This window comes from Pseudarthrobacter sp. B907 (assembly GCF_040137805.1).
Lineage (GTDB): Bacteria > Actinomycetota > Actinomycetes > Actinomycetales > Micrococcaceae > Arthrobacter.
This window is the reverse complement of the sequence record NZ_JBEEQE010000010.1, coordinates 47,782-66,687: the sequence shown is the minus strand read 5'-3', so window position 1 is coordinate 66,687 and position 18,906 is coordinate 47,782. Positions and strand designations below refer to the sequence as shown.

The following is an 18,906-nucleotide window of genomic DNA, read 5'->3' as shown; positions in this document are numbered from 1 at the left end:
GCAGGCTTACATTCACAAGGACGTGTCATGAAAATCAGCATCCAGAATTTGCAGCTCAAGTACGGCGATTTCGTCGCCATCGAGAACCTCAACCTAGACATCGGCGACGGCGAGGCCCTGGTTCTCCTGGGCCAGTCCGGCTGCGGCAAGACCAGCACCATGCGCTGCCTTGCCGGCCTGGAGGAACCCAGCTCCGGCCGGATCATCATCGACGACGTCGTGGTGTTCGATTCGGAAAAGGGCATCAACCTGCCGCCGAACAAGCGCAACGTCGGCATGGTCTTCCAGTCCTACGCGGTGTGGCCGCACATGACGGTCTTCCAGAACGTCGCGTACTCCCTGAAGCTGCAGCGGCTCTCCAAAGCCGAAACGCAGGAACGGGTGATGGAAGTGCTCACCATGGTGGGCCTGGAGAAGTTCGCCGACCGGGGCGCCAGCCTCCTCAGCGGCGGCCAGATGCAGCGCGTGGCCCTGGCCCGCAGCCTGGTGATGCGCCCCAGCGTGCTGATGCTTGACGAGCCGCTGTCCAACCTGGACGCCCGGCTCCGCGACCGCCTCCGCGTCGAACTCCGCGAAATCCAGCTGCGCCTCGGCCTGACCTGCGTCTACGTCACCCACGACCAGCACGAGGCCTTCGCCCTGGCGGACCGCATCGCCCTCCTGCAGGGCGGCAAGATCGTCCAGATCGGCGGCCCGCGGGAAATGTACGAGACCCCGGCCAGCGCCTCGATCGCCCACTTCCTGGGCGTCTCCAACGTCATGGACTGCGAGGCCGTGCCGGCGGCGGACGGCTCCGCCACCGCCAAGGTTGCCGGGCACGACCTCACCGTCCACTCCGCCCAGCGCGCCGCCACGGCCCCGCAGCGGATGAAGGTCTGCATGCGCGCCGAAGACCTCCAGATCAGCTCCCGGCCCACGACGGCGCCCAACGCCTGGCAGGGCAAGGTCATGGTGGCCGGCTTCCAGGGCAACGACGTGCGCTACGCCGTCGAACTGGAGGGCGGCCTGGAACTGGACGCCCTGGGCACCATCAAGCGGGGCGAACAGCACGAGGTGGGCGACTCGGTCTGGGTCAGCATCGACCCGTCGCAGGTCCAGATCCTCCCGGCGGAGGTGCTGGTATGAGCCTCAAGACGCCCCTGGCGGACCCCGTCATCACGGCCAGCCCCGCCCCCGTCGCCTACCGCGGGACCAAGGCTCTGGGGAACCTGCGCAAAAGCACCCCCGCCATGATCATCATCGCGATCCTGGCCGTCCTGGTGCTCCTGCCGCTGGCGCTGGTGCTGCTCGCGGCGTTTTCCGACGCCGTTCCCCGCCCGGGCAACATCTCCCTGGGCGGGCTGACGCTGGACAACCTGATCCTTCTGGCCAGCCCCGAAGCCCTGGGGGCGCTCGGCAACTCGCTCATGGTGGGCGCCGGATCGGCCGTGGTGGCACTGGTCATCGGGGCGTTCCTGGCCTTCGTCTGTGCCCGCACCGACGCGCCGCTGCGGAAGTTCATCTTCTTCATCGGCATGGCCCCGATGTTCATCCCCGCCCTGGTCGGCGCCCTGGCCTGGTCGCTGCTGTCCTCCCCGAGCGCCGGCTACCTGAACATCCTGCTCCGCGACCTCGGCATCGACTTCATCATCAACATCTACAGCCTGCCGGGGCTGATCTTCGTACTCGGGATCTTCTACGCCCCGTACGCCTTCCTGCTGATGCACAGCTCGCTGTCCATGATGAACGCCGACCTCGAAGAGGCGGCCACGGTCCACGGGGCCACCCTGAAGACCATGCTGCGCACCGTCACGCTGCCGCTGGCACTGCCTGCCGTCCTCGGGTCCGCGATCCTGGTCTTCGCCCTGACCATGGAAAATTTCCCCGTCGCCCAGGTGATCGGAAACCCGGCCGGCATCGACACCCTGCCCACCTACATCTACCGCCTGATGAGCGCGACGCCGGCCAAGAGCAACCAGGCGGCCAGCATCGCGATCGTCCTGACGGCCGCCCTGCTGATCATCACCGTGATCCAGCAGCGCATCATCAACAAGCGCAAGTTCACCACGGTGACCGGCAAGGGCAACCGGCCGCGCCAGGTCCCGCTGCGGAAGCTGCGCTGGCCGTTCACCATCATCGCGCTCGCCTATTTCGCCGTCGCCGTCGTCCTCCCGATGCTCGCGCTGCTCGCAGCGTCCATGCAGGCCACCCCGTTCGTGGCCTCCATCTCCCAGCTCTTCGAGACCGGGGCGACGAGCTTCGCGAAGCTCGCGGACGTGCTGGGCTCCCACGACTTCCAGCTGGCCCTGCGCAACAGCGTGATGGTGGCCCTCCTGGCTGCCATCGCCGGCACCACGCTGAGCTTCATCGCCTCCTACGTCCGCTACCGGACCAAGTCGCGCCTCGGCCAGCTGATCGAGCTGATCGCCATGACGCCGCTGGCGGTTCCCGCCATCGTTATGGGCATCGGCCTCCTCTGGACCTGGCTGCTGCTCCCGGTTCCGGTCTACGGGACGCTGGCCATCCTGGCGATCGCCTGCGTGGCGGTCTTCCTGCCGCAGGGTTACCGGGGCATCTCGGCGTCGATGCTGCAGATGGACCAGGACCTGGAGGACAGCGCCGTTATGCTCGGGGCCCGGCGGGCCAAGGCGATCGTCTCGGTCACCCTCCCGCTGATGCGCGTCGGCATCACGTCCTCGTTCCTGCTGTTCCTCATGCTCTCCATGCGTGAGCTCAGCGCCTCGATCTTCCTCTTCACCTCCAACACCCGGATCCTCTCGATCCTCGTGTTCGACAACTTCGACAACGGGCAGAGCCAGGCCGCAGCGGCCGTCAGCGTTCTGTACATCGTCGTGATCGCCGTGCTGGCGGTGATCGCCCAGAAGGTGGGCGCCGACCGCAAGCTCGGCGCCAAGTAACGCTTCCCAAACCACACCATTTGAAAGGGTCTAAACAATGAAGTTAGCGTCCAAAATCCCCCTTCTCGGCCTCGGCGTCGTCCTCTCGCTGAGCATGGCCGCCTGCGGCGGCTCCGCCCAGGGCACCAGCGTTGTCACCGCCACGGCGGAGGTAAAGACCGACGACGGCCTGGTCATCAACGGCGAAAACATCGCCGACAAGGCCACCTATGACAAGGCCAAGACCCAGACGCTGAGCCTGTATTCGGGCTACACGGAGTCCTCCGAGAGCGCCCTGGTGGCGGCCTTCACCAAGGACACCGGTATTAAGGTCAACGTGGTGCGCCTGACGCCGAACAAGCTCGCCGAGCGCGTCCAGTCCGAGCAGGGCGCCGGCAAGCTGGGGGCGGACGTCATCCGCACGTCCGACTACCGCATCGCCAAGACCCTGGAGGACGCAAAGGTCTGGAAGGCCTATGACGTGCCGGGTGCGGCGCAGTTCAAGGACGTCTCGATCGACGGCGGCCAGTTCACCCGCATGTTCAACTCCGTCTACACGCTCGGCTACAACACCCAGCTGGTCAAGGAAGCGGACGCCCCGAAGTCCTGGGCCGACGCCGTCAGCGGCAAGTGGCAGGGGAAGCTGGGCATCGTACAGGGCGGCTCCGGCGGCAGCACCGCCTCCTTGAGCCGGTTCATGGAAACGAAGATGGGCTCGGACTACTTCGCCAAGTACGCGGCGCAGAAGCCCACCATCTACGACTCCCTGGGCGCCGAGGCCACTGCGCTGGCCCGCGGCGAGGTGGCGGTGGGAACCGTGACCATCAGCGGCACCAACATCTCGGCCGTGCAGGACAAGGCCCCGGTGAAGTTCATCGTTCCGGATGAGGGGCTCGTGGCCTATGACTACTACCTGGGCATGGCCGGGTCCGCCACGAACGTTGAGGCGGCCAAGGTGTTCATGAACTACAACCTGTCCAAGCAGGGCCAGAAGGTTTTCGCACAGCTGGGCGAATACCCGGCCCGCACCGACGTCGAGCCGCCCACCATCATGGGTATCAAGCTGCCGGCCGCCGACTCCGGCAAGGTCTACCGGATGGCGAACTCTGACGCGACCACCTTCGGCAAGGACGACCTGGCCAAGTGGAACAAGGTCTTCGGCTACAGCAAGTAACCCGCAAGCTGCCCGGGCCCTGAGGGCCCGGGCAACGGACCGCAGCGGGGCGGCGAATGATGATCACCGGGATCATCGCCAATTCGCAACGTGCGCCGCCCCGCTGCACCTACCCGATCCCTGAGCGTCCGGCCCGTAACTAATCCGCGCAGACTCCCAGCGCCGGATATGCTCTACCAAGCCGCTGCAGTCACGCCCCGTCGGCGAGCAAGGGCTCCGGGTCCGCCCGTGCGGGAGCCGGCCGACGACAGCGCTGTAAGCGGCTGTGTCGGTGTAGCCGTTCTCAAGGAGGAGACCAAGGTGACTAAGACCGCGCAGCGCACTGCTGCTCCTGTGGGCGACAGCCCCGGCAAACGTCCGCAGCGTACTGCCCCTCGGCGCCTTATCCTGCTGATGGCTGCGAGCGTGCTCGCCGTCCTGGCTCTGGTTTGCCTCCTGCTCGGCGGAGGCAGCTTCCAGCCTGCGTCCGCCGTGAAACCGGAGGGGACCATGACCGCCGTCCAGATCATTCCCCTCGTCATCCTCGTCGTGATGTTTGTCGTCGCTACTAAGTGGCCGTTGAACATCGGCGTCATGGGGCTGGTTGCATCCTTTGGCGTCGGGTACTTCCTGCTCGGCATGACCGACAAGGAGATCCTGGCGGAGTTCCCCGCCAGCATTGTCCTGACGATCATCGGGGTGACCTATTTCTTCAGCATGGCCCAGCGGAACGGCACCATCGACATCATCGTGCAAAGCTGCGTGCGCCTCGTCCGGGGCAAGACCATGCTCTTGCCGTGGGTGTTCTTCCTGATTGCTGCCACGTTGACGTCGCTGGGTACTTTCTCTCCGGCCGCTGTCGCGCTGCTGGCACCGGCAGCCCTGGGCTTCGCCTACGAATCACGCATCCATCCCGTGCTGATGGGGGCGTTCATCATCAACGGAGCCCATGCTGGCGGCTTTTCCCCGTTGTCCGTGGCCGGCGTGCTGGTCCACGACGTCGCGCTGAAGAACGGCTTCCCTATTTCCCAGGGGGCACTCTTCACGGCGAGCTTCGCCCTCAACCTCATTCTCTCCGCCCTCACCATTGCCGTCTTCGCCCTGCTGGGCAGGCTGCGCGATGGTGAGAACGGCCAACATGCGGATCTCGACACAACCCGTACCGCTCGTCCCCACGGCCAGCAGATCCTTACCCTCACGCTGATCGCCGCGATTCTGGTGTGCACCCTTGGGTTCCATCTGCCGATCGGCTTTGTCGCCCTTTCTGCCGGCCTCCTGCTGGCCTTAGTCAACATCAGGGAACACCAGACGTTCATCGGCGGCATCTCCTGGTCCACGGTTCTCCTCGTGGCCGGCATGATCACCTATGTCTCCCTGCTCCAGCACGTGGGCGTCATCGACACCCTTGCCAAGCAGGCCTTGGCACTCGGCGCGCCATTGCTGGTCGCCCTGGTCCTCTGCTACGTGATCGGCGTCAGCTCAGCCTTCGCCTCCTCCACGGCACTGCTGACAGCGTTCATCCCCGTTGCCGGTCCGCTCCTGGCCACCAGTTCGTTGAGCGCTTCCGGAGCAGTTGCGGCGCTGGCTATTGCCGCCACCGTTGTGGATGTCTCCCCGTTCTCCACTGACGGTGCGCTGGTGGTGGCCAACGCAAGCGAGAGCGACCGGCACCGCGTCTACCGCCAGCTCATGATCTACGCAGGCGGCGTCGTGCTGGTCGGCCCGGCGCTTGCCTGGGCCCTTCTCGTACCGACCGGCATTATGTGATCGTTCCTCCGGATCCCAGGTATGCGGTTTAGGAGCTGGACGCCGAGCCAGACGACGAGGCCGCCCACCCCGCACGTCACGCCTGCAGCTCCTGCCGCCTAAATTCAGCGGCCGTTTCCAGCAACTGCGCGGACAGTCGCTTGGCATCCTGCCGGGCGAACCGGGTCATCGGCATCGCGATGCTCAGCGCCGCGTGCTGGCCGTCCACCACGCCCAGGGACACGCCCAGGGCCGCGACGGCATCCTCGCTCTCCTCGAAGTTCATGCCAATCCCTGTCCGGCGGGTCTGGTCAACATCCCGGTACAGCTTAGGGAAGTCGATGCCTGCGTTGGCATCGGCAGCTGAGTCATCCAGGATGCCGTAGCGCCGTTCGATGTCTTCCCGCGGCAGGTCCGCGAGGATGGCCTTCCCGGAGGATGTCACGTGGGCCGGCAGGATGACCCCCGTGCGCAGGCCAAAACGCAGGGCGTGCGTGGTGGCCTCGATGCCGTCCAGGTGGTGGATGTCCGTGCCGATCAGCGCGGCAAGGTGGCTCGTCTCGCCGACCCGCGCAAACAGCCGCTCGAGGTATGGGCGGGCGCGCACGATGAGGGACGGCGGTGTGTTGTCGATGACCGCCTTCCGGTATTCGCGGCCCGGTACGTACCTCCGCTGCGCCGCCTGCTCGGCGAACCCGTCTCCCACGAGGGTAGCCAGCAGCCGCTGCGCCGTGGACGGGTTGACGTCCAGGATGCCGGAGGCCTCCGTCACGCTGATCGAGCCCTGCCGGGACATGTGTTTGAGCAAAACCAGTGCGCGGTGCACGGATTCGACCCTCGGTGCGTCATCTTTGCGTATCACGCAATAAAATCTAGCAGTAATTGCGTCACATGCGAAGACGTGGCTAGTGTCACATCACCGGATGACCCCACCTCCAGAACCTGCTTCGGCTAGGTCCCACCCGAGGTTGCGAACCTAAACACCCCACCGCGGTGCACCTGCCCGCCCTGCTCACCCGACAAAGGAGTCCTGATGAGTCTGTCCCACCCCACCCGAGCGGTAAAGCGGCCGCTCAAGCCCACACTGCCCGCCTCCCGCCAAGCCAAGCGCGCAGTCCTCAGCGGTACCTTCGGGTCCGCCCTCGAATGGTTCGACTTCGCCGTCTACGGCGCCATGGCCGCCACTGTCTTCCCCAAGTTGTTCTTCAATGACATGAATCCCACCATCGCGCTGCTGGCGTCCTTCGCCACGTTCGGCGTCGGCTTCGTGGCACGGCCGCTCGGCGGAATCGTGTTCGGCCACTTGGGGGACCGGCTGGGACGGCGCAAGATCCTCCTCACCACCTTCATCACGATGGGCGTCGGGTCGATGGTCATCGGCCTGCTTCCGCCGCAGTCGGCGATCGGCGTCGCCGCCCCGGTGCTGCTGGTCCTCATGCGCTTCGTGCAGGGCATCGCGCTGGGCGGCGAGGCAACGGGCGCCCAGCTGATGACCATGGAACACGCACCCTCGGACCGCCGCGCCTTCTACGGCGGGCTTATGGCAATGGGTTCCCCCATCAGCCAGGTGGCCGCCAACCTCATGCTCGCCGTCCTCTCCGGCGTACTGAGCCCGGAAGCCTTCCTCTCCTGGGGCTGGCGCGTACCGTTCCTGCTGAGCATCCTGCTGGTGGCCGTGGGAATCTACATCCGGCTCAAGGTGGAGGAAACGCCGGTGTTCAAGGAAGGTATGCAGGAACTCGCGCAGGAAGCCACCAACCCGGCCACCGTGATCAAGACCCACGGCGTCACCATCCTGCGGCTCATCCTGGCCTTCGCCCCGATTGTCGTGACGTTCTACATCGTCTCCGTGTTCGGCATCAGCTACCTCACGAGCCATGGCTTTACCCAGAGCCAGACGTTCACGATCATCATGATCTCCAACTTCCTCTCCGTGATCGCGATCTGGTGGGGCGGCCGGCTCGCGGACGTCTACGGCCGTCGTCGGATCCTGACGATCGGATCGGCAGGCACCCTGCTCGCCGCGGTCCTGTTCTTCCCCGTGGTGAACCTGGGCAGCTTCCCTCTGACGCTCGGCATGGTGGCGTTCTCCCTGGTGACTGCGCAGTTCGGAAACGCGGGCCAAGGCGCTCTCTTCGCCGAGGCGTTCCCCACCCACATGCGCTACACCGGATCCGCACTCGCCCTGACCGGTTCTAACCTCATTTTCGCCGCGCCCGCACCGTTCCTGGCTTCCTGGCTGATGAGCATCAGCGGCGGCAGCACAGTCTCCATCACCATCGCCTGGATCGTGATCATCGTTGCGGCCCTGATCAACCTGGTGCTCATGGGCGACGGGAAGACCCTCGAAGGAGGCCAGCACCGCTTCGGCCGGTACGTTTCCGCCGAGGAGACGACGACGGCGCCCGCTGCCACCGGACTGGTCGGCGCCGCCGCCACCCGAGAGGCAATGTGACGCCATGATCGTCGAACAGCGCACCTACGTCCTGCATACGGCCGCCCGGCTCAATGAGTACCTCGACGCCTACGAAAACATCGGCCTGCCCGCGCAGAAGCCGATTCTGGGAGGCTTCCTCGGCTACTTCGTCACCGAATTCGGGCGGCAAAACGAGCTCAACCACTTCTGGGCCTACGAGAACCTGGAAGAGCGCCGGGACCGCCGCGCCGAGCTCGCCAAGAGCGGCAAATGGCAGGAATGCCTGGCCATCATCAGGCCGATGATCATGACGATGGAAAACCGGATCATGTACCCGACGTCCTTCTCCCCGATCCGCAGCCTGCCCGTTGCCGTCACCGACCCGCATACGGCGTTCAGCCTGAACCAGGAGCACGGCCATGACCAGTAACCCCACCTTTATGCTCGATCCGGAAACGCGTAAGCATCCGGTCCTGCTGCAGACGGCGATCGTGACCGGCGGCGCCGGCGGCATCGGCCAGACGATCAGCCGGCGCCTCGCGAAGGAAGGCTACGCCGTCGTCGTCGCCGATCTCGACCAGGACGCCGCTGACCGGACGGCCGCGTCGCTCCCCGAGGTGGGCTGGGCCGAACACCGCGGCTTCGCCGGCAACCTGGCCGACGGCGCGACCAACAAGGCACTTGCCGCGTTCGCGGCCGAGACCGGCCCGGTGGGGGTGGTGGTCAACGCCGTCGGCATCTCGCCCAAGCGCAACGGCGGCAAGATCCGCTTCTTTGAACTCAGCGACGACGAGTGGAACAGCGTCATGGCGGTCAATGTCGCGGCACCGTTCTTCCTGGTGCGCGAGGTCTACCGGCACATGCCCAGGGATGGTTCCGCGAGCATCGTGAACCTGCTGTCTATCACCGCCAAGACCGGCACGGGCGGCGGCCCGGACGCGGCGTTCGGCCCCTTCCTGCCCAGCTCCGTGGTTTACGGGGCATCGAAAGCGGCGCTGCAGAACCTGACAGCCAGCCTGGCCCACGAACTGGCGGATTTCCGGATCCGCGTGAACGGCGTGGCACCGGGCTTCGTGCAGACCCCCATGATGGGCGATGTTCCCCAGGACGCCAGGCTTCTGGGCCAGGTGCCGATGAAGCGTTTCGCGACGCCTGAGGAGATCGCCGACGCGGTGGCCTTCCTCACCGGGAACCAGTCCACCTACATCACCGGCACCAGCCTGGACGTCAACGGCGGATTCCTCACCTGCTGACAAGCGCCCGGCGCGAGCCCCACCGCTTCCCTCACGGACGCGGCAGCACCAATGACAAGACCCTTGAAAGGGACAGCACCATGACCATGCCCCAGTACGACTACGATGTGGTGGTCCTCGGATCCGGCATCGCGGGACAGTCCGCAGCCACCAGCGCGGCGCAAGCCGGCCTCAAAGTGGCGCTCCTGGAAAAGACCGGCAAGCTCGGCGGATCCTCGGCCATGAGCGGCGGATTCTTCGCCTTCTCCGGAACCGAGGAGCAGGCGGCCGAAGGCGTCCAGGACTCCGCGGACCTCTTCCTGCAGGACCTGCTCTCCACCGGCGGCGGCGTCAACGACCGCGCCCTGGTGGATGCCTACCTTGACCGCCAGGACGAGACCTACCGCTGGCTGAAGGAGCAAGGCGCCAAGTTCCGTGCCCTGGAAATCAGCTCCGGGCAGTCCGCACCGCGCAGCCACAACACGGTGATCACCGAACTGCTCGCCAAGCTGCACCGGTCCTTCACCGAACACGGCGGGGAAACCCGGCTGGGACACCGCGCGGTCCGGCTGGTACGCGGCCACGAAGGCGTGGTTACCGGCGTCGTCGTCGAAGCTGACGGAAGCGAGGCGCTGTTCAATGCACGCGCCGGGGTGATCCTGGCGACGGGCGGGTTCAGCCGGAGCACCGAGCTGCTGCGGACCTTTGCGCCTGAGCAGCTTGCGGCGATTCCCTACGGCGGGGCGGGCAACACCGGTGATGGCCTCAAGATGGCCTGGAAGCTGGGCGCCGGCGTGGCGGACATGTCCTACATCACCGCCACCTACGGTTCCCACCCGGACACTGGCGAGGAATTCCACGAACTGCTTACCGCGTATTACATGGGCGCGATCATCGTGAACCAGGACGGCCGGCGGTTCGTGGACGAGTCCAAGTCCTACAAGACCCTGGGCCGCGAGGTGCTCAAGCAGCCGGAAGGCCTCGGCTTCGAGATCTTCGACGCCAAGGTCCGGGCCAAATCGCACCCCGGCATCCCGCTCAATGATATTGGCATGATCGAGGACCTCGGCCATCTCTTCAAGGCCGATTCGCTCGAGAAACTGGCCGAGGCCGCCGGCATCGACCCCGCCGCCCTGGTGGCGACCGTGGCCCGCTACAACAGCTCGGTTGCCGGCCGCGACGAGGACGAGGTAGGCCGCACCCACCTGTGCAACGGCGTCGGCGAACTCCTGCCGCTGGACCAGGGACCGTTCTACGCTTACCCGGCCAAGGCGCTGATGACCACCACTTACTGCGGCGTGACCATCAACCCCAGCGCGGAGGTGGTGGACGTCGACGGCGACGTGATCCCGGGGCTCTATGCCATCGGCGAGCTCACCGGCGGATTCCACGGCGCCGCCTACATGACCGGCACCTCGCTGGGCAAGGGCGTCGTCTTCGGCCGGATCGCCGCCGAGCACGCCGCCGCGAAGCTGGCAACGAGCGTGGCGCCATGAGCACGGCCACGCAGCAGGACGCTCTGGCCTCGCACCATGGCGTGGACGCGGCACCCGGCGCGCACGAGGTCCGCCGGGTGGACGTCGTCGTCGTCGGATCCGGGGTCAGCGGATCCACCGCCGCCATGACCGCGGCCCGGCGCGGAGCCAAAGTGGCGCTCCTGGAGAAACAACCGACGTTCGGCGGCTCGGCCGCGTTATCGGCGGGAATGTTCTGGACCGCTCCCAGCGTGGACGCCTACCGGAAGCGGATTCCGCTGGGAAACCTGGACCTCGGCAGCCGCCTCGTGGACGACTACGAGGAAGCGCTCGCCGAGTTGCGGGCCGCCGGCGTCCGGGTTGCGGCCGAACCGAAGCGGGACATCATGACCTTCGGCATCGGCTACTCCACCGACATCCACGCCATCCTGGCCTGGTGCCGTGACCAGGTCGTCGCGGCCGGAGGAGAGTCCACGGCCGGGGCGGCCGTCACCGCACTCCTGCAGGACGACGGCGGCGCCGTCACCGGTGTCCTGGTCCGGACCGCGGACGGGCACCAAATCCGCTACGAGGCGGCCGCCGTCGTCCTCGCCAGCGGCGGATTCCAGGGTGACCGCGCCGAACTGACGCGGTCCGTCGGGCCCAACGCGGACCGGCTGGTGCTGCGCTCCAACCCCGGCAGCGTCGGCGACGGGCTGCGCTTGGCGCGGGCTGCGGGAACCGGGGGTACGACGGCGATGAGTACCTTCTACGGGCACCTGCTGCCGTATCCGTTGGACAGCTTCGAGGCCGCCCATTATCTCCCGTATTCCCAGTACTACTCCGGCTCGACGGTGCTGGTGAACCTGCAGGGCAAGCGTTTCGCGGACGAGACCGACGGCGACGAACTGCTCAACCAGGCAGTCACCTTCCAGCCGCAGGCGCGGGGAATCCTGATCTTCGACGAGTTCGTCCGGAGCACGGAAGTGCTGGAGGAACCGTTCCCGGGACTGGGCAGCATCGACCGCCTCGGCATAGCCATCGACGCCGGCGGGCAGCACGCCGTCGCACAGACACTGCCGGAGCTCGTGGACCTGGTCGCCGGCTGGGGTGTTGACCGCGATCAGCTCTCCCGCACCCTGGACCGCTATGCGGAAGTGGCCGGCCAGGGGGGCGGCACGGCCGACGGCGTTCCAGTGTCCGCCTCCGCGCGGGCGCCGCAGGACGGCCCCTTCTACGCACTCATGGTCCAGCCCTCCATCACGTTCACCTTCGGCGGGATCCGCACCAACGCGCAGGGAGAGGCCCTGGACCACGACGGCGCCGCGGTACCCGGGCTGTACGCGGCCGGCGCCGACATCGGCGGGCTGTCCAACTATGGCTACGCCGGCGGACTGGCGCCCGGTTACATCACCGGCCGCTGGGCCGGTAATTCAGCGGCCGAGCGGGCGGCCGCACTGATGCAGCACGGAAACCTGCCCGCCGCGGGCAGGTACGGAAGTGAAGGGAACACGAAGTGAATTCGACAGCAGACGTTCTGGTGATCGGCGGCGGAGGATCCGGCATGAGCGCCGCAATCTCCGCTGCCACCAGCGGCGCGACGGTGGTTGTCCTGGAGAAGTGCCCCAAGGTGGGAGGCAGCACGGCCATGTCCGTGGGCTCGTTCACCGCCGCCAACACGGCCTACCAGTACCGCGCCGGGGTCAACGACAGCGTTGAGTTGTTCGTTGAGGACATGAAGGTGGCCAACGGCGAGTTTGAGCAGCGCGAAAACAAGGAACTGCGCCGGATCCTGGCCGAAAACGCTGGCTCCACGGTGGAGTGGCTCAGCAGCATCGGCGTGCAGTTCCTTGGTCCGACCCCGGAGCCGCCCTACGAGAAGCCGCGCATGCACAACGTCCTGCCGAACTCCGGTGCCTACGCCGAGGCCCTGCTGCGCGAGTGCAAGAAACGCGGCGTTGTCATTCACACTTCGATGCGCGTGGAGGTGCTGCTGCGCAACGCCGACGGCGAGATCATCGGTGCGCGCGCCAACGGCAAGGACTACTTCGGCCGGCGCGGAGTCATCCTGGCCACCGGCGACTACTCGGCGTCCGCCGAAATGAAGGCCAAGTACGTGGGGGAAGGCGCGGCCAAGATCCCGCCGGTCAACCCGAACGCCACCGGCGACGGCTTCAAACTGGGCGCCGACGCCGGCGGGGTCATGATCCAGATGGACCGCCTGTACGAGGGGCTTCGCTTTGCGCCCTCCACCCGGGTGGACCCGATCAAGATGCTGCCCTCGCACCCCCTCATTTCCAAGGCCATGCGGCTGGTGGTCGAGCGGCTGCCGCGGAAGATCCTGGCGTACGTGGTCCGCGGAGCGTTGACCAGCTGGGTCGGCCCCAACAACACCATGTACCGAGCCGGGGCGATCCTCGTGGGTCACGGGGGCAAGCGCATCGCCAACGAGGATTCGGACAAGGCCATGGCGCGGGCCACCGCGGCGGATGCCAAGAACACCGCCTACATGATCTTCGACGAACGGGTGGCCAGGAAGTTCTCGGCCTGGCCTAACCCGGTCTCCACGTTCCCGGGGGTGGCCTACGCCTACGTCGATGACTACAAGCGGTACCGTCCGGACGTTTACCACCGGGCCGAGACCATCGAGGCACTGGCTGCAAGCACCGGCCTCGACCCGGCGGTGTTGACGGCCAGTGTTTCGGACTGGAATGCCAAGGTGGCGGCCGGCAAGGACGGCGACTTCGACCGCGAGCACCTGGGCGGGGGCGTGAGCGAAGGCCCGTTCTACGCGCTGGGGCCGATGAACGCCTTCATCACCCTGGCCGACGGCGGCCTGGCCGTCGACACAGACCTCCGCGTGACCACGCCCGAAGGTGAAGCCATCCCCGGCCTCTGGGCCGCCGGGTCTACTGGCCAGGGCGGGCTCCAGCTGCTCAATCACGGGCTCCACATCGGCTGGGCGATGGTTTCCGGACGCATCGCCGGACGCAACGTGGCCTGCGCGCCGGGCCGTGAGGACCTGGCCGTGGCCGAAGGTGTGGCCGTCGGCTGACTACGGAACCGGGGCAGACGGTGGCGATTGTCGGTCCGACCGGGGCGGGCAAGACCACGCTGGTGAACCTGATGATGCGCTTCTACGAGCTCGACGCCGGGCGGATCACGCTCGACGGCGTGGACGTCGCCGCGATGTCCCGGCACGAGCTGCGCTCGCGGATGGGCATGGTGCTGCAGGACACCTGGCTGTTCGGCGGCACCATCCGGGACAACATCGCCTACGGCCGGCGACGTACGTGGACCGGTTCGTGAAGTCCCTGCCAGACGGCTACGACACAGTGCTGGAGGACGAGGGCGGGAATGTCTCGGCGCGGGAGATGCAACTGCTGACGATCGCGAGGGCGTTCCTGGCCCGCCCGTCGGTGCTGATCCTGGACGAGGCCACGAGCTCGGTGGACACCCGCACCGAGGTGCTGGTGCAGAAGGCGATGAGTGCGCTGCGTTCGGACCGGACGTCGTTCGCGATCGCCCACCGGCTCTCCACCATCCGCGACGCCGATCTCATCCTGGTGATGGAAGCCGGCCAGATCGTGGAGCAGGGCATCCACGCGTCGCTGCTGGAGGCGGGCGCGGCGTACGCGGCGTCGTACGCTGCCCAGTTCGCGGCTCCCGTGGCGGAGGTCTGAGGTAGGTATTGCCAGAAGTCTTTTCTGCGGCTGGCGGCGCGCGGGAAAAGATCTTCTCGGCGCTAACTGGTCCGCTTGAGATCGCTTGTCAGCACGACGAAATGTGGGGAAATGCTCTGGGCCTCTTTCAGTTGGTGAGTTGCTAAAGCTCCCCAGAACTGACCACTAATTCTGCCGATGCGCACGCTGGCCGATATTTATCGTTGTCACGCGCGGCTGCAAACTGACTGGGACAGAGAAGTAATCGGGTGCATTTCGTGGCAGAAATACGGCGGGCGTCGGATTCGCGTGCGAGAATTCTCGGGTGGTGTAGACCTGCTGAGGCTGACCGCACTCATACATTCGGATTGGGGACCACGTGAACGAGCACAGGGAGCGGCTGCTGGCCGCGGTCAGGTCAGGACAAGCGATCCTAATCTTGGGGGCCGGGGCAAGTATGGCGATGACTGGGGGCGCAACCACGGCCAACTGGGTCGGCCTTATCAAACACGGGATCAAGGCTGCCGCGAGCGATGAAGACTGGGCAGCCATGCAACACATGACCCTTGAATATGCCCTTAACAAGTCCGACGTTTCCGGCCTGATAGGTGTAGCAAGCCAAATAGCGGCAAAGCTACGGTCTCGAAGCCCACAGACCTACGCAGATTGGCTCCGCGATTCAGTCGGGAGTCTTAGAGCCAGACATACGAACCTTGCGCATGCTCTAGCTTCCCTGGGGCTCCCTCTCCTCACAACAAACTATGACGACCTGATGGAGAAGGCCCTCCGCCTCCCATCCGTTTCATGGACAGACCCCGAAGCGATGCGATCCGTTTTCCGATATGAAAGCAAAGCGATCGGACATCTTCACGGCATCTGGAATTCTCCTGAATCTGTCATTTTCTCGGAGTCGGATTACGCGCGGCTTCTGGGAGACGATCGTGGCCAGTTCGTCCAGCAAGCGCACTACTCCACAAAGTCGTTCATCTATGTGGGGTTCGGCGGTGGACTGCATGATCCCAATTTCTCGCGTCTAATCAGTCGTCACTCAACCATGTTTCCAGAGTCGCGCGGAGATCACTTCAGGTTGTGCCTTGAGTCAGAAATGTCTGAATTGGAAGATGCCCACGGTTCACATGACATCCGGGTGCTTAGTTACGGTAGCGACCACAGTGAACTGGCGGAATTTATCGACAAGCTGGCTGAAGAAATCGGGTCCGAGTCGGACGCCAATAGGGATCGCCTTACATTCGCCAGAGAGGCAATTCTCGACCAGATACGCGCAGAAACCGTCGTTGGATCCCACATCGAAGAGACAGCAGACTGTGAACTGGCCGACATTACGGTAGCCCCCGTCATCTTGCCCGTTCCCCACGAACAATTCGCGTCCATGCAGAACTATGACGATGACCTTCGGCCCCGACGGATAGACGCAGAGGAATCGTATTCAAAGGACAAGCTCGTCATTCTAGCGGGGGAAGAGCTGTCGGGCATCACGACAGCGCTCCGCTGGATCGTTGCCAAAGCCGCGTTTGAACGCCCAGGGTCTGCTCCGATATTCGTCGACGGCAGACGGTGTCATCTCACTAAGAAGCCACTGGACCAGCAGGTCCGGCAGGAAGCGATCCTTCGACGCATCGTAGATCACAAGAAGGCCGCTCTTCCCGATCATGTGGTGGCGATCGATAATTTGGTTCCGGATGACTCCAATAACTACTACAACATCATCAATGATATTAGGGAGTCGCGAGCCAGATTCATTGTTGTCGGAGTCAAGATTGGAGACGAGCACCAGCTTTTTGGAGACCTTAAGGACAATCACCTAGCTCCCGAAATCGTATACTTGGGAAAGCTTGGACGCTCCGAGATTGACCTTCTCGCGCGGATAGTTGCCCCGAAGCGAAGCAGCTTCATCACTGACGCGGTTCAGGACGCACTCAAGCGGGAGCATCTACCGAGAAATCCGTTCACGGTCTCCCTCCTGGTTTGTCTCTTTGCCCAGCTTGGGGAGGCCAGTAAACATTCCTCGGAAACAGCCGTCCTCGACGACTATGTGAACCTACTTCTTGGTCGAAACGGATCGGCGTTACTTGATGCACGCTATGCGCTAGATCCCCAAAATCGCCAAGTAGTTCTTTCCGCTCTGGCAAAAGTTTTTGTGCGTCAACGGAAGGGTGCGTTGGCGCAGGACGAGGCCGTTAAGTGCATCCAGGAGTACTTCACCAGCGTCAGCTGGAAAGAAGACCCAATCCGAACTCTCGAGACTTTTAGAGAGATTAGGGTTCTTAGGGTGACGAATGGTGTTGTTCAGTTCCAACAGTCCAGCTACCTGCATCTTTTCGCTGCCAAGGCTGCCATCGACGATTCGGAATTTCTCGCGGAACTGTTGGCAGACTCAGTCTTCTACGCGCCGATCATCCGGCATTACGCCGCGCTTCTGCGCAGTGACAGCCGGGTGGTGGAGCATGTCGGTAGCCTCCTGCAGGTCCTCCCTAGCGCGGCTCCCAGTGGACGAATATTTGGCAAGTTCGAGAAGACTAAAGCTCCCGACGAATTGGGCGGGCTCTTCCAGGGTCCGGTCCCTGATGAGGATCCCGACGGCCCGGACGAGGTGGGGCCAAGCGTGGGGTCCGACTCAGAAGCCGTGGAAGAATACGACTATTCAGACGATGCCGACATGGTCCCATTTCCACTGGAGGACCTATCAAAGCTCTCGCCGACGCTCCGGCGTATCCGCGCTGTTGATTTAGCTTCTCGCGTCCTTCGCGACTCTGATCAGTTGGCAAATCTCGATCTCAAATTGCGCGTTCTGAAGCAAGTTCTACTTCACTGGGGCATTGCATTGGACTCCCTGGAAAAGGACGGCGTGTTCGAAGAGCCCGCGCGCTCGATGGTCGACTCCTTGGTCGAACAAGGGGATGTACGGGAGAACAAGGCGGAGGAGATGACGTCCAGAATCGCGATGTTTATCCCTACATTCGTTATATTTTCCGGCCTCTCCGCATGCCTGACCTCCAGGAAGCTCCTCTTGCTCCACGATGATCTGATCAACGACCCGGCCTTCCGCCAGGACGACTACGGCATGGCAATGGCTGCCATGTTCGCCTTCGACATACAAGAGAAAAATTGGACCAAGATGTTGCCCGACCTCATCGCGACTCACGGTCATCGATGGATCGTTAGCGAATTCTTGGGCATGCTTGCCACAATCACATTTAGAACTAGTGAACTCAGTAGCTACGATGAAGAGAACTTGAAAATCTTCCTTAGAGAGCGAGTCGCTAGGCGCTATACATTCGATTCCGAGCAGGATAAGAAGACCCGCATTGCGAAGTATGAGCAAGATTTGACCAGGAGTCGTGTTCTGAATCGAAAGCAGCGGCTACCTCAAGGGTCCTCGGTCATGGAAAGCATTACCTCGCAACCTGACTAGCCTCAGTGAGGACTACTCGATGATCAATTGATAGTTTAATGTGCCCCTATAGTTGGTCATGCTTCTACTTGAACTTCAGCAGACGCGAAAAACTTGAGGCGAGTTGAAGATCATCAACACTAGCTCTGTTGTCGTCCTAGCGAACGTGTGCCGAAAGTCTTCCTAAGCATCAAGAACCCTGAGATATGGGGAAATTTCGAGGGCGGGTGCAGGCTGCTATCGATGGCTTTGAGCAAGCCACGCGCGCGAGCCTACTCACGCGCAGGCGTATTAAAAGTGTGGATTTGAGGCCGGGGCTGAATGCAAAATCAAGGTCAGCCAGAAGTAGGGGCGACTCCCTACTTCAGCACGTCTTCGCCATTCCGTTCAGTCTCCCTGGGCAAGCCTTCCGAGCGGCCAAGTGGCAGTTCAAACCCAGGAGGGCCATTATCGGGAGGCCCGAGCGGGACTTACACCAGCGGCCACGGGTAGCGCATGCCGGTGTGGTCAACCGAGAGCATCCGCGCGTGCAGCAGGCGCTGGACTCGGCGCTTCAGGGCGGTGACCTTGTCCTCGTCGAGCAGTTCTGCCAACTCGGCGGGGACGGCCTCGGCGAGCGGGGCGATGTCGGCCAGCAGCCCTTCGAGGATGGGTTCGCCGGCGAAGTCCCAGATGACGGTGCGCAATTTGAATGTTGCCGAGAATCAGAGCCCGTGGACGTCGCGGATCACCGTCGGCGGAACACCCCCGCCCAACTACTCGCTGAGCAGGTAGGCAGCGCGTTCGCGCTTATAGAGGCCAGGTTCGAAGTCGGACAGCGGCCGTTCGCCGGCCTCCGGCTTGTAGACCGCGTACCCGACATCCTCACCCCAGGTGACCTGGACCAGGAACGTCTGGTTGCTGCTGCGCGGGATGAGGCCCAGCAGCTCGATGCTGCCCTCGGTGAGCACTCTCA

The 18,906-nt window shown here is 64.2% G+C and carries 14 protein-coding genes and 1 pseudogene; 12 read left to right on the top strand and 3 right to left on the bottom strand.

The features are described 5' to 3' along the window. The first annotated feature begins 27 nt into the window (after positions 1 to 27). From ABLI39_RS10525 to ABLI39_RS10510, 4 genes are all read left to right on the top strand, one after another. A complete protein-coding gene (locus ABLI39_RS10525) occupies positions 28 to 1,125 on the top strand; it encodes an ABC transporter ATP-binding protein (protein ID WP_349413368.1) in 1,098 nt (365 codons plus the stop codon). After that, positions 1,122 to 2,897 (top strand): ABC transporter permease, encoded by a 1,776-nt coding sequence (locus ABLI39_RS10520; RefSeq protein ID WP_349413367.1) that lies wholly within the window; start codon positions 1,122 to 1,124, stop codon positions 2,895 to 2,897. The genes ABLI39_RS10525 and ABLI39_RS10520 overlap by 4 nt, the downstream gene beginning before the upstream one ends. 37 nt (positions 2,898 to 2,934) lie before the next feature. Then, on the top strand, positions 2,935 to 4,050 hold the full coding sequence (locus ABLI39_RS10515) for an ABC transporter substrate-binding protein (RefSeq protein WP_349413366.1): 1,116 nt from the start codon (positions 2,935 to 2,937) through the stop codon (positions 4,048 to 4,050). A gap of 300 nt (positions 4,051 to 4,350) precedes the next feature. Beyond that, a complete protein-coding gene (locus ABLI39_RS10510; protein WP_502935221.1) occupies positions 4,351 to 5,796 on the top strand; it encodes an SLC13 family permease in 1,446 nt (481 codons plus the stop codon). 76 nt (positions 5,797 to 5,872) lie between these two features. Here ABLI39_RS10510 and ABLI39_RS10505 read toward each other — a convergent pair whose 3' ends face one another. Next, the gene (locus tag ABLI39_RS10505; protein ID WP_349413365.1) at positions 5,873 to 6,637 is read right to left on the bottom strand and encodes an IclR family transcriptional regulator; all 765 of its coding nucleotides are present in this window, start codon (positions 6,635 to 6,637) and stop codon (positions 5,873 to 5,875) included. Positions 6,638 to 6,808: 171 nt separating this feature from the next. On the opposite strand from ABLI39_RS10505, the gene ABLI39_RS10500 reads away from it, so the two are divergent. The 8 genes and pseudogenes from ABLI39_RS10500 (at position 6,809) to ABLI39_RS10465 (ending at position 17,972) form a co-directional block, all read left to right on the top strand. Continuing rightward, positions 6,809 to 8,230: an MFS transporter gene (locus ABLI39_RS10500; protein WP_349413364.1), complete on the top strand. Its 1,422-nt coding sequence runs from the start codon at positions 6,809 to 6,811 to the stop codon at positions 8,228 to 8,230. A 4-nt stretch (positions 8,231 to 8,234) separates the two neighbouring features. Then, a complete protein-coding gene (locus tag ABLI39_RS10495; RefSeq protein ID WP_349413363.1) occupies positions 8,235 to 8,621 on the top strand; it encodes an NIPSNAP family protein in 387 nt (128 codons plus the stop codon). Beyond that, a complete protein-coding gene (locus ABLI39_RS10490; protein WP_349413362.1) occupies positions 8,611 to 9,444 on the top strand; it encodes an SDR family NAD(P)-dependent oxidoreductase in 834 nt (277 codons plus the stop codon). Before ABLI39_RS10495 ends, ABLI39_RS10490 begins: the two co-directional genes overlap by 11 nt. 80 nt (positions 9,445 to 9,524) lie before the next feature. Then, the gene (locus ABLI39_RS10485; RefSeq protein ID WP_349413361.1) at positions 9,525 to 10,919 is read left to right on the top strand and encodes an FAD-dependent oxidoreductase; all 1,395 of its coding nucleotides are present in this window, start codon (positions 9,525 to 9,527) and stop codon (positions 10,917 to 10,919) included. Further along, entirely contained in the window at positions 10,916 to 12,397 is a 1,482-nt protein-coding gene (locus tag ABLI39_RS10480) for an FAD-dependent oxidoreductase (protein ID WP_349413360.1), read from the top strand. Before ABLI39_RS10485 ends, ABLI39_RS10480 begins: the two co-directional genes overlap by 4 nt. After that, entirely contained in the window at positions 12,394 to 13,932 is a 1,539-nt protein-coding gene (locus ABLI39_RS10475) for an FAD-dependent oxidoreductase (RefSeq protein ID WP_349413359.1), read from the top strand. The genes ABLI39_RS10480 and ABLI39_RS10475 overlap by 4 nt, the downstream gene beginning before the upstream one ends. After that, positions 13,929 to 14,560, top strand: a pseudogene (locus ABLI39_RS10470) (ABC transporter ATP-binding protein); the annotation flags it as partial. The gene ABLI39_RS10475 and the pseudogene ABLI39_RS10470, both read left to right, overlap by 4 nt. 358 nt (positions 14,561 to 14,918) lie before the next feature. Next, positions 14,919 to 17,972 (top strand): SIR2 family protein, encoded by a 3,054-nt coding sequence (locus ABLI39_RS10465; RefSeq protein ID WP_349413358.1) that lies wholly within the window; start codon positions 14,919 to 14,921, stop codon positions 17,970 to 17,972. A 449-nt stretch (positions 17,973 to 18,421) separates the two neighbouring features. Here ABLI39_RS10465 and ABLI39_RS10460 read toward each other — a convergent pair whose 3' ends face one another. Beyond that, positions 18,422 to 18,637, bottom strand: coding sequence for a hypothetical protein (locus ABLI39_RS10460; protein ID WP_349413357.1), 216 nt, complete (start codon positions 18,635 to 18,637; stop codon positions 18,422 to 18,424). Between the two features lie 69 nt (positions 18,638 to 18,706). Continuing rightward, positions 18,707 to 18,901 carry a protein kinase family protein gene (locus ABLI39_RS10455; RefSeq protein WP_349413356.1) on the bottom strand — a complete coding sequence of 65 codons (195 nt, stop codon included), beginning with the start codon at positions 18,899 to 18,901 and terminating at the stop codon, positions 18,707 to 18,709. Positions 18,902 to 18,906: the final 5 nt, after the last annotated feature.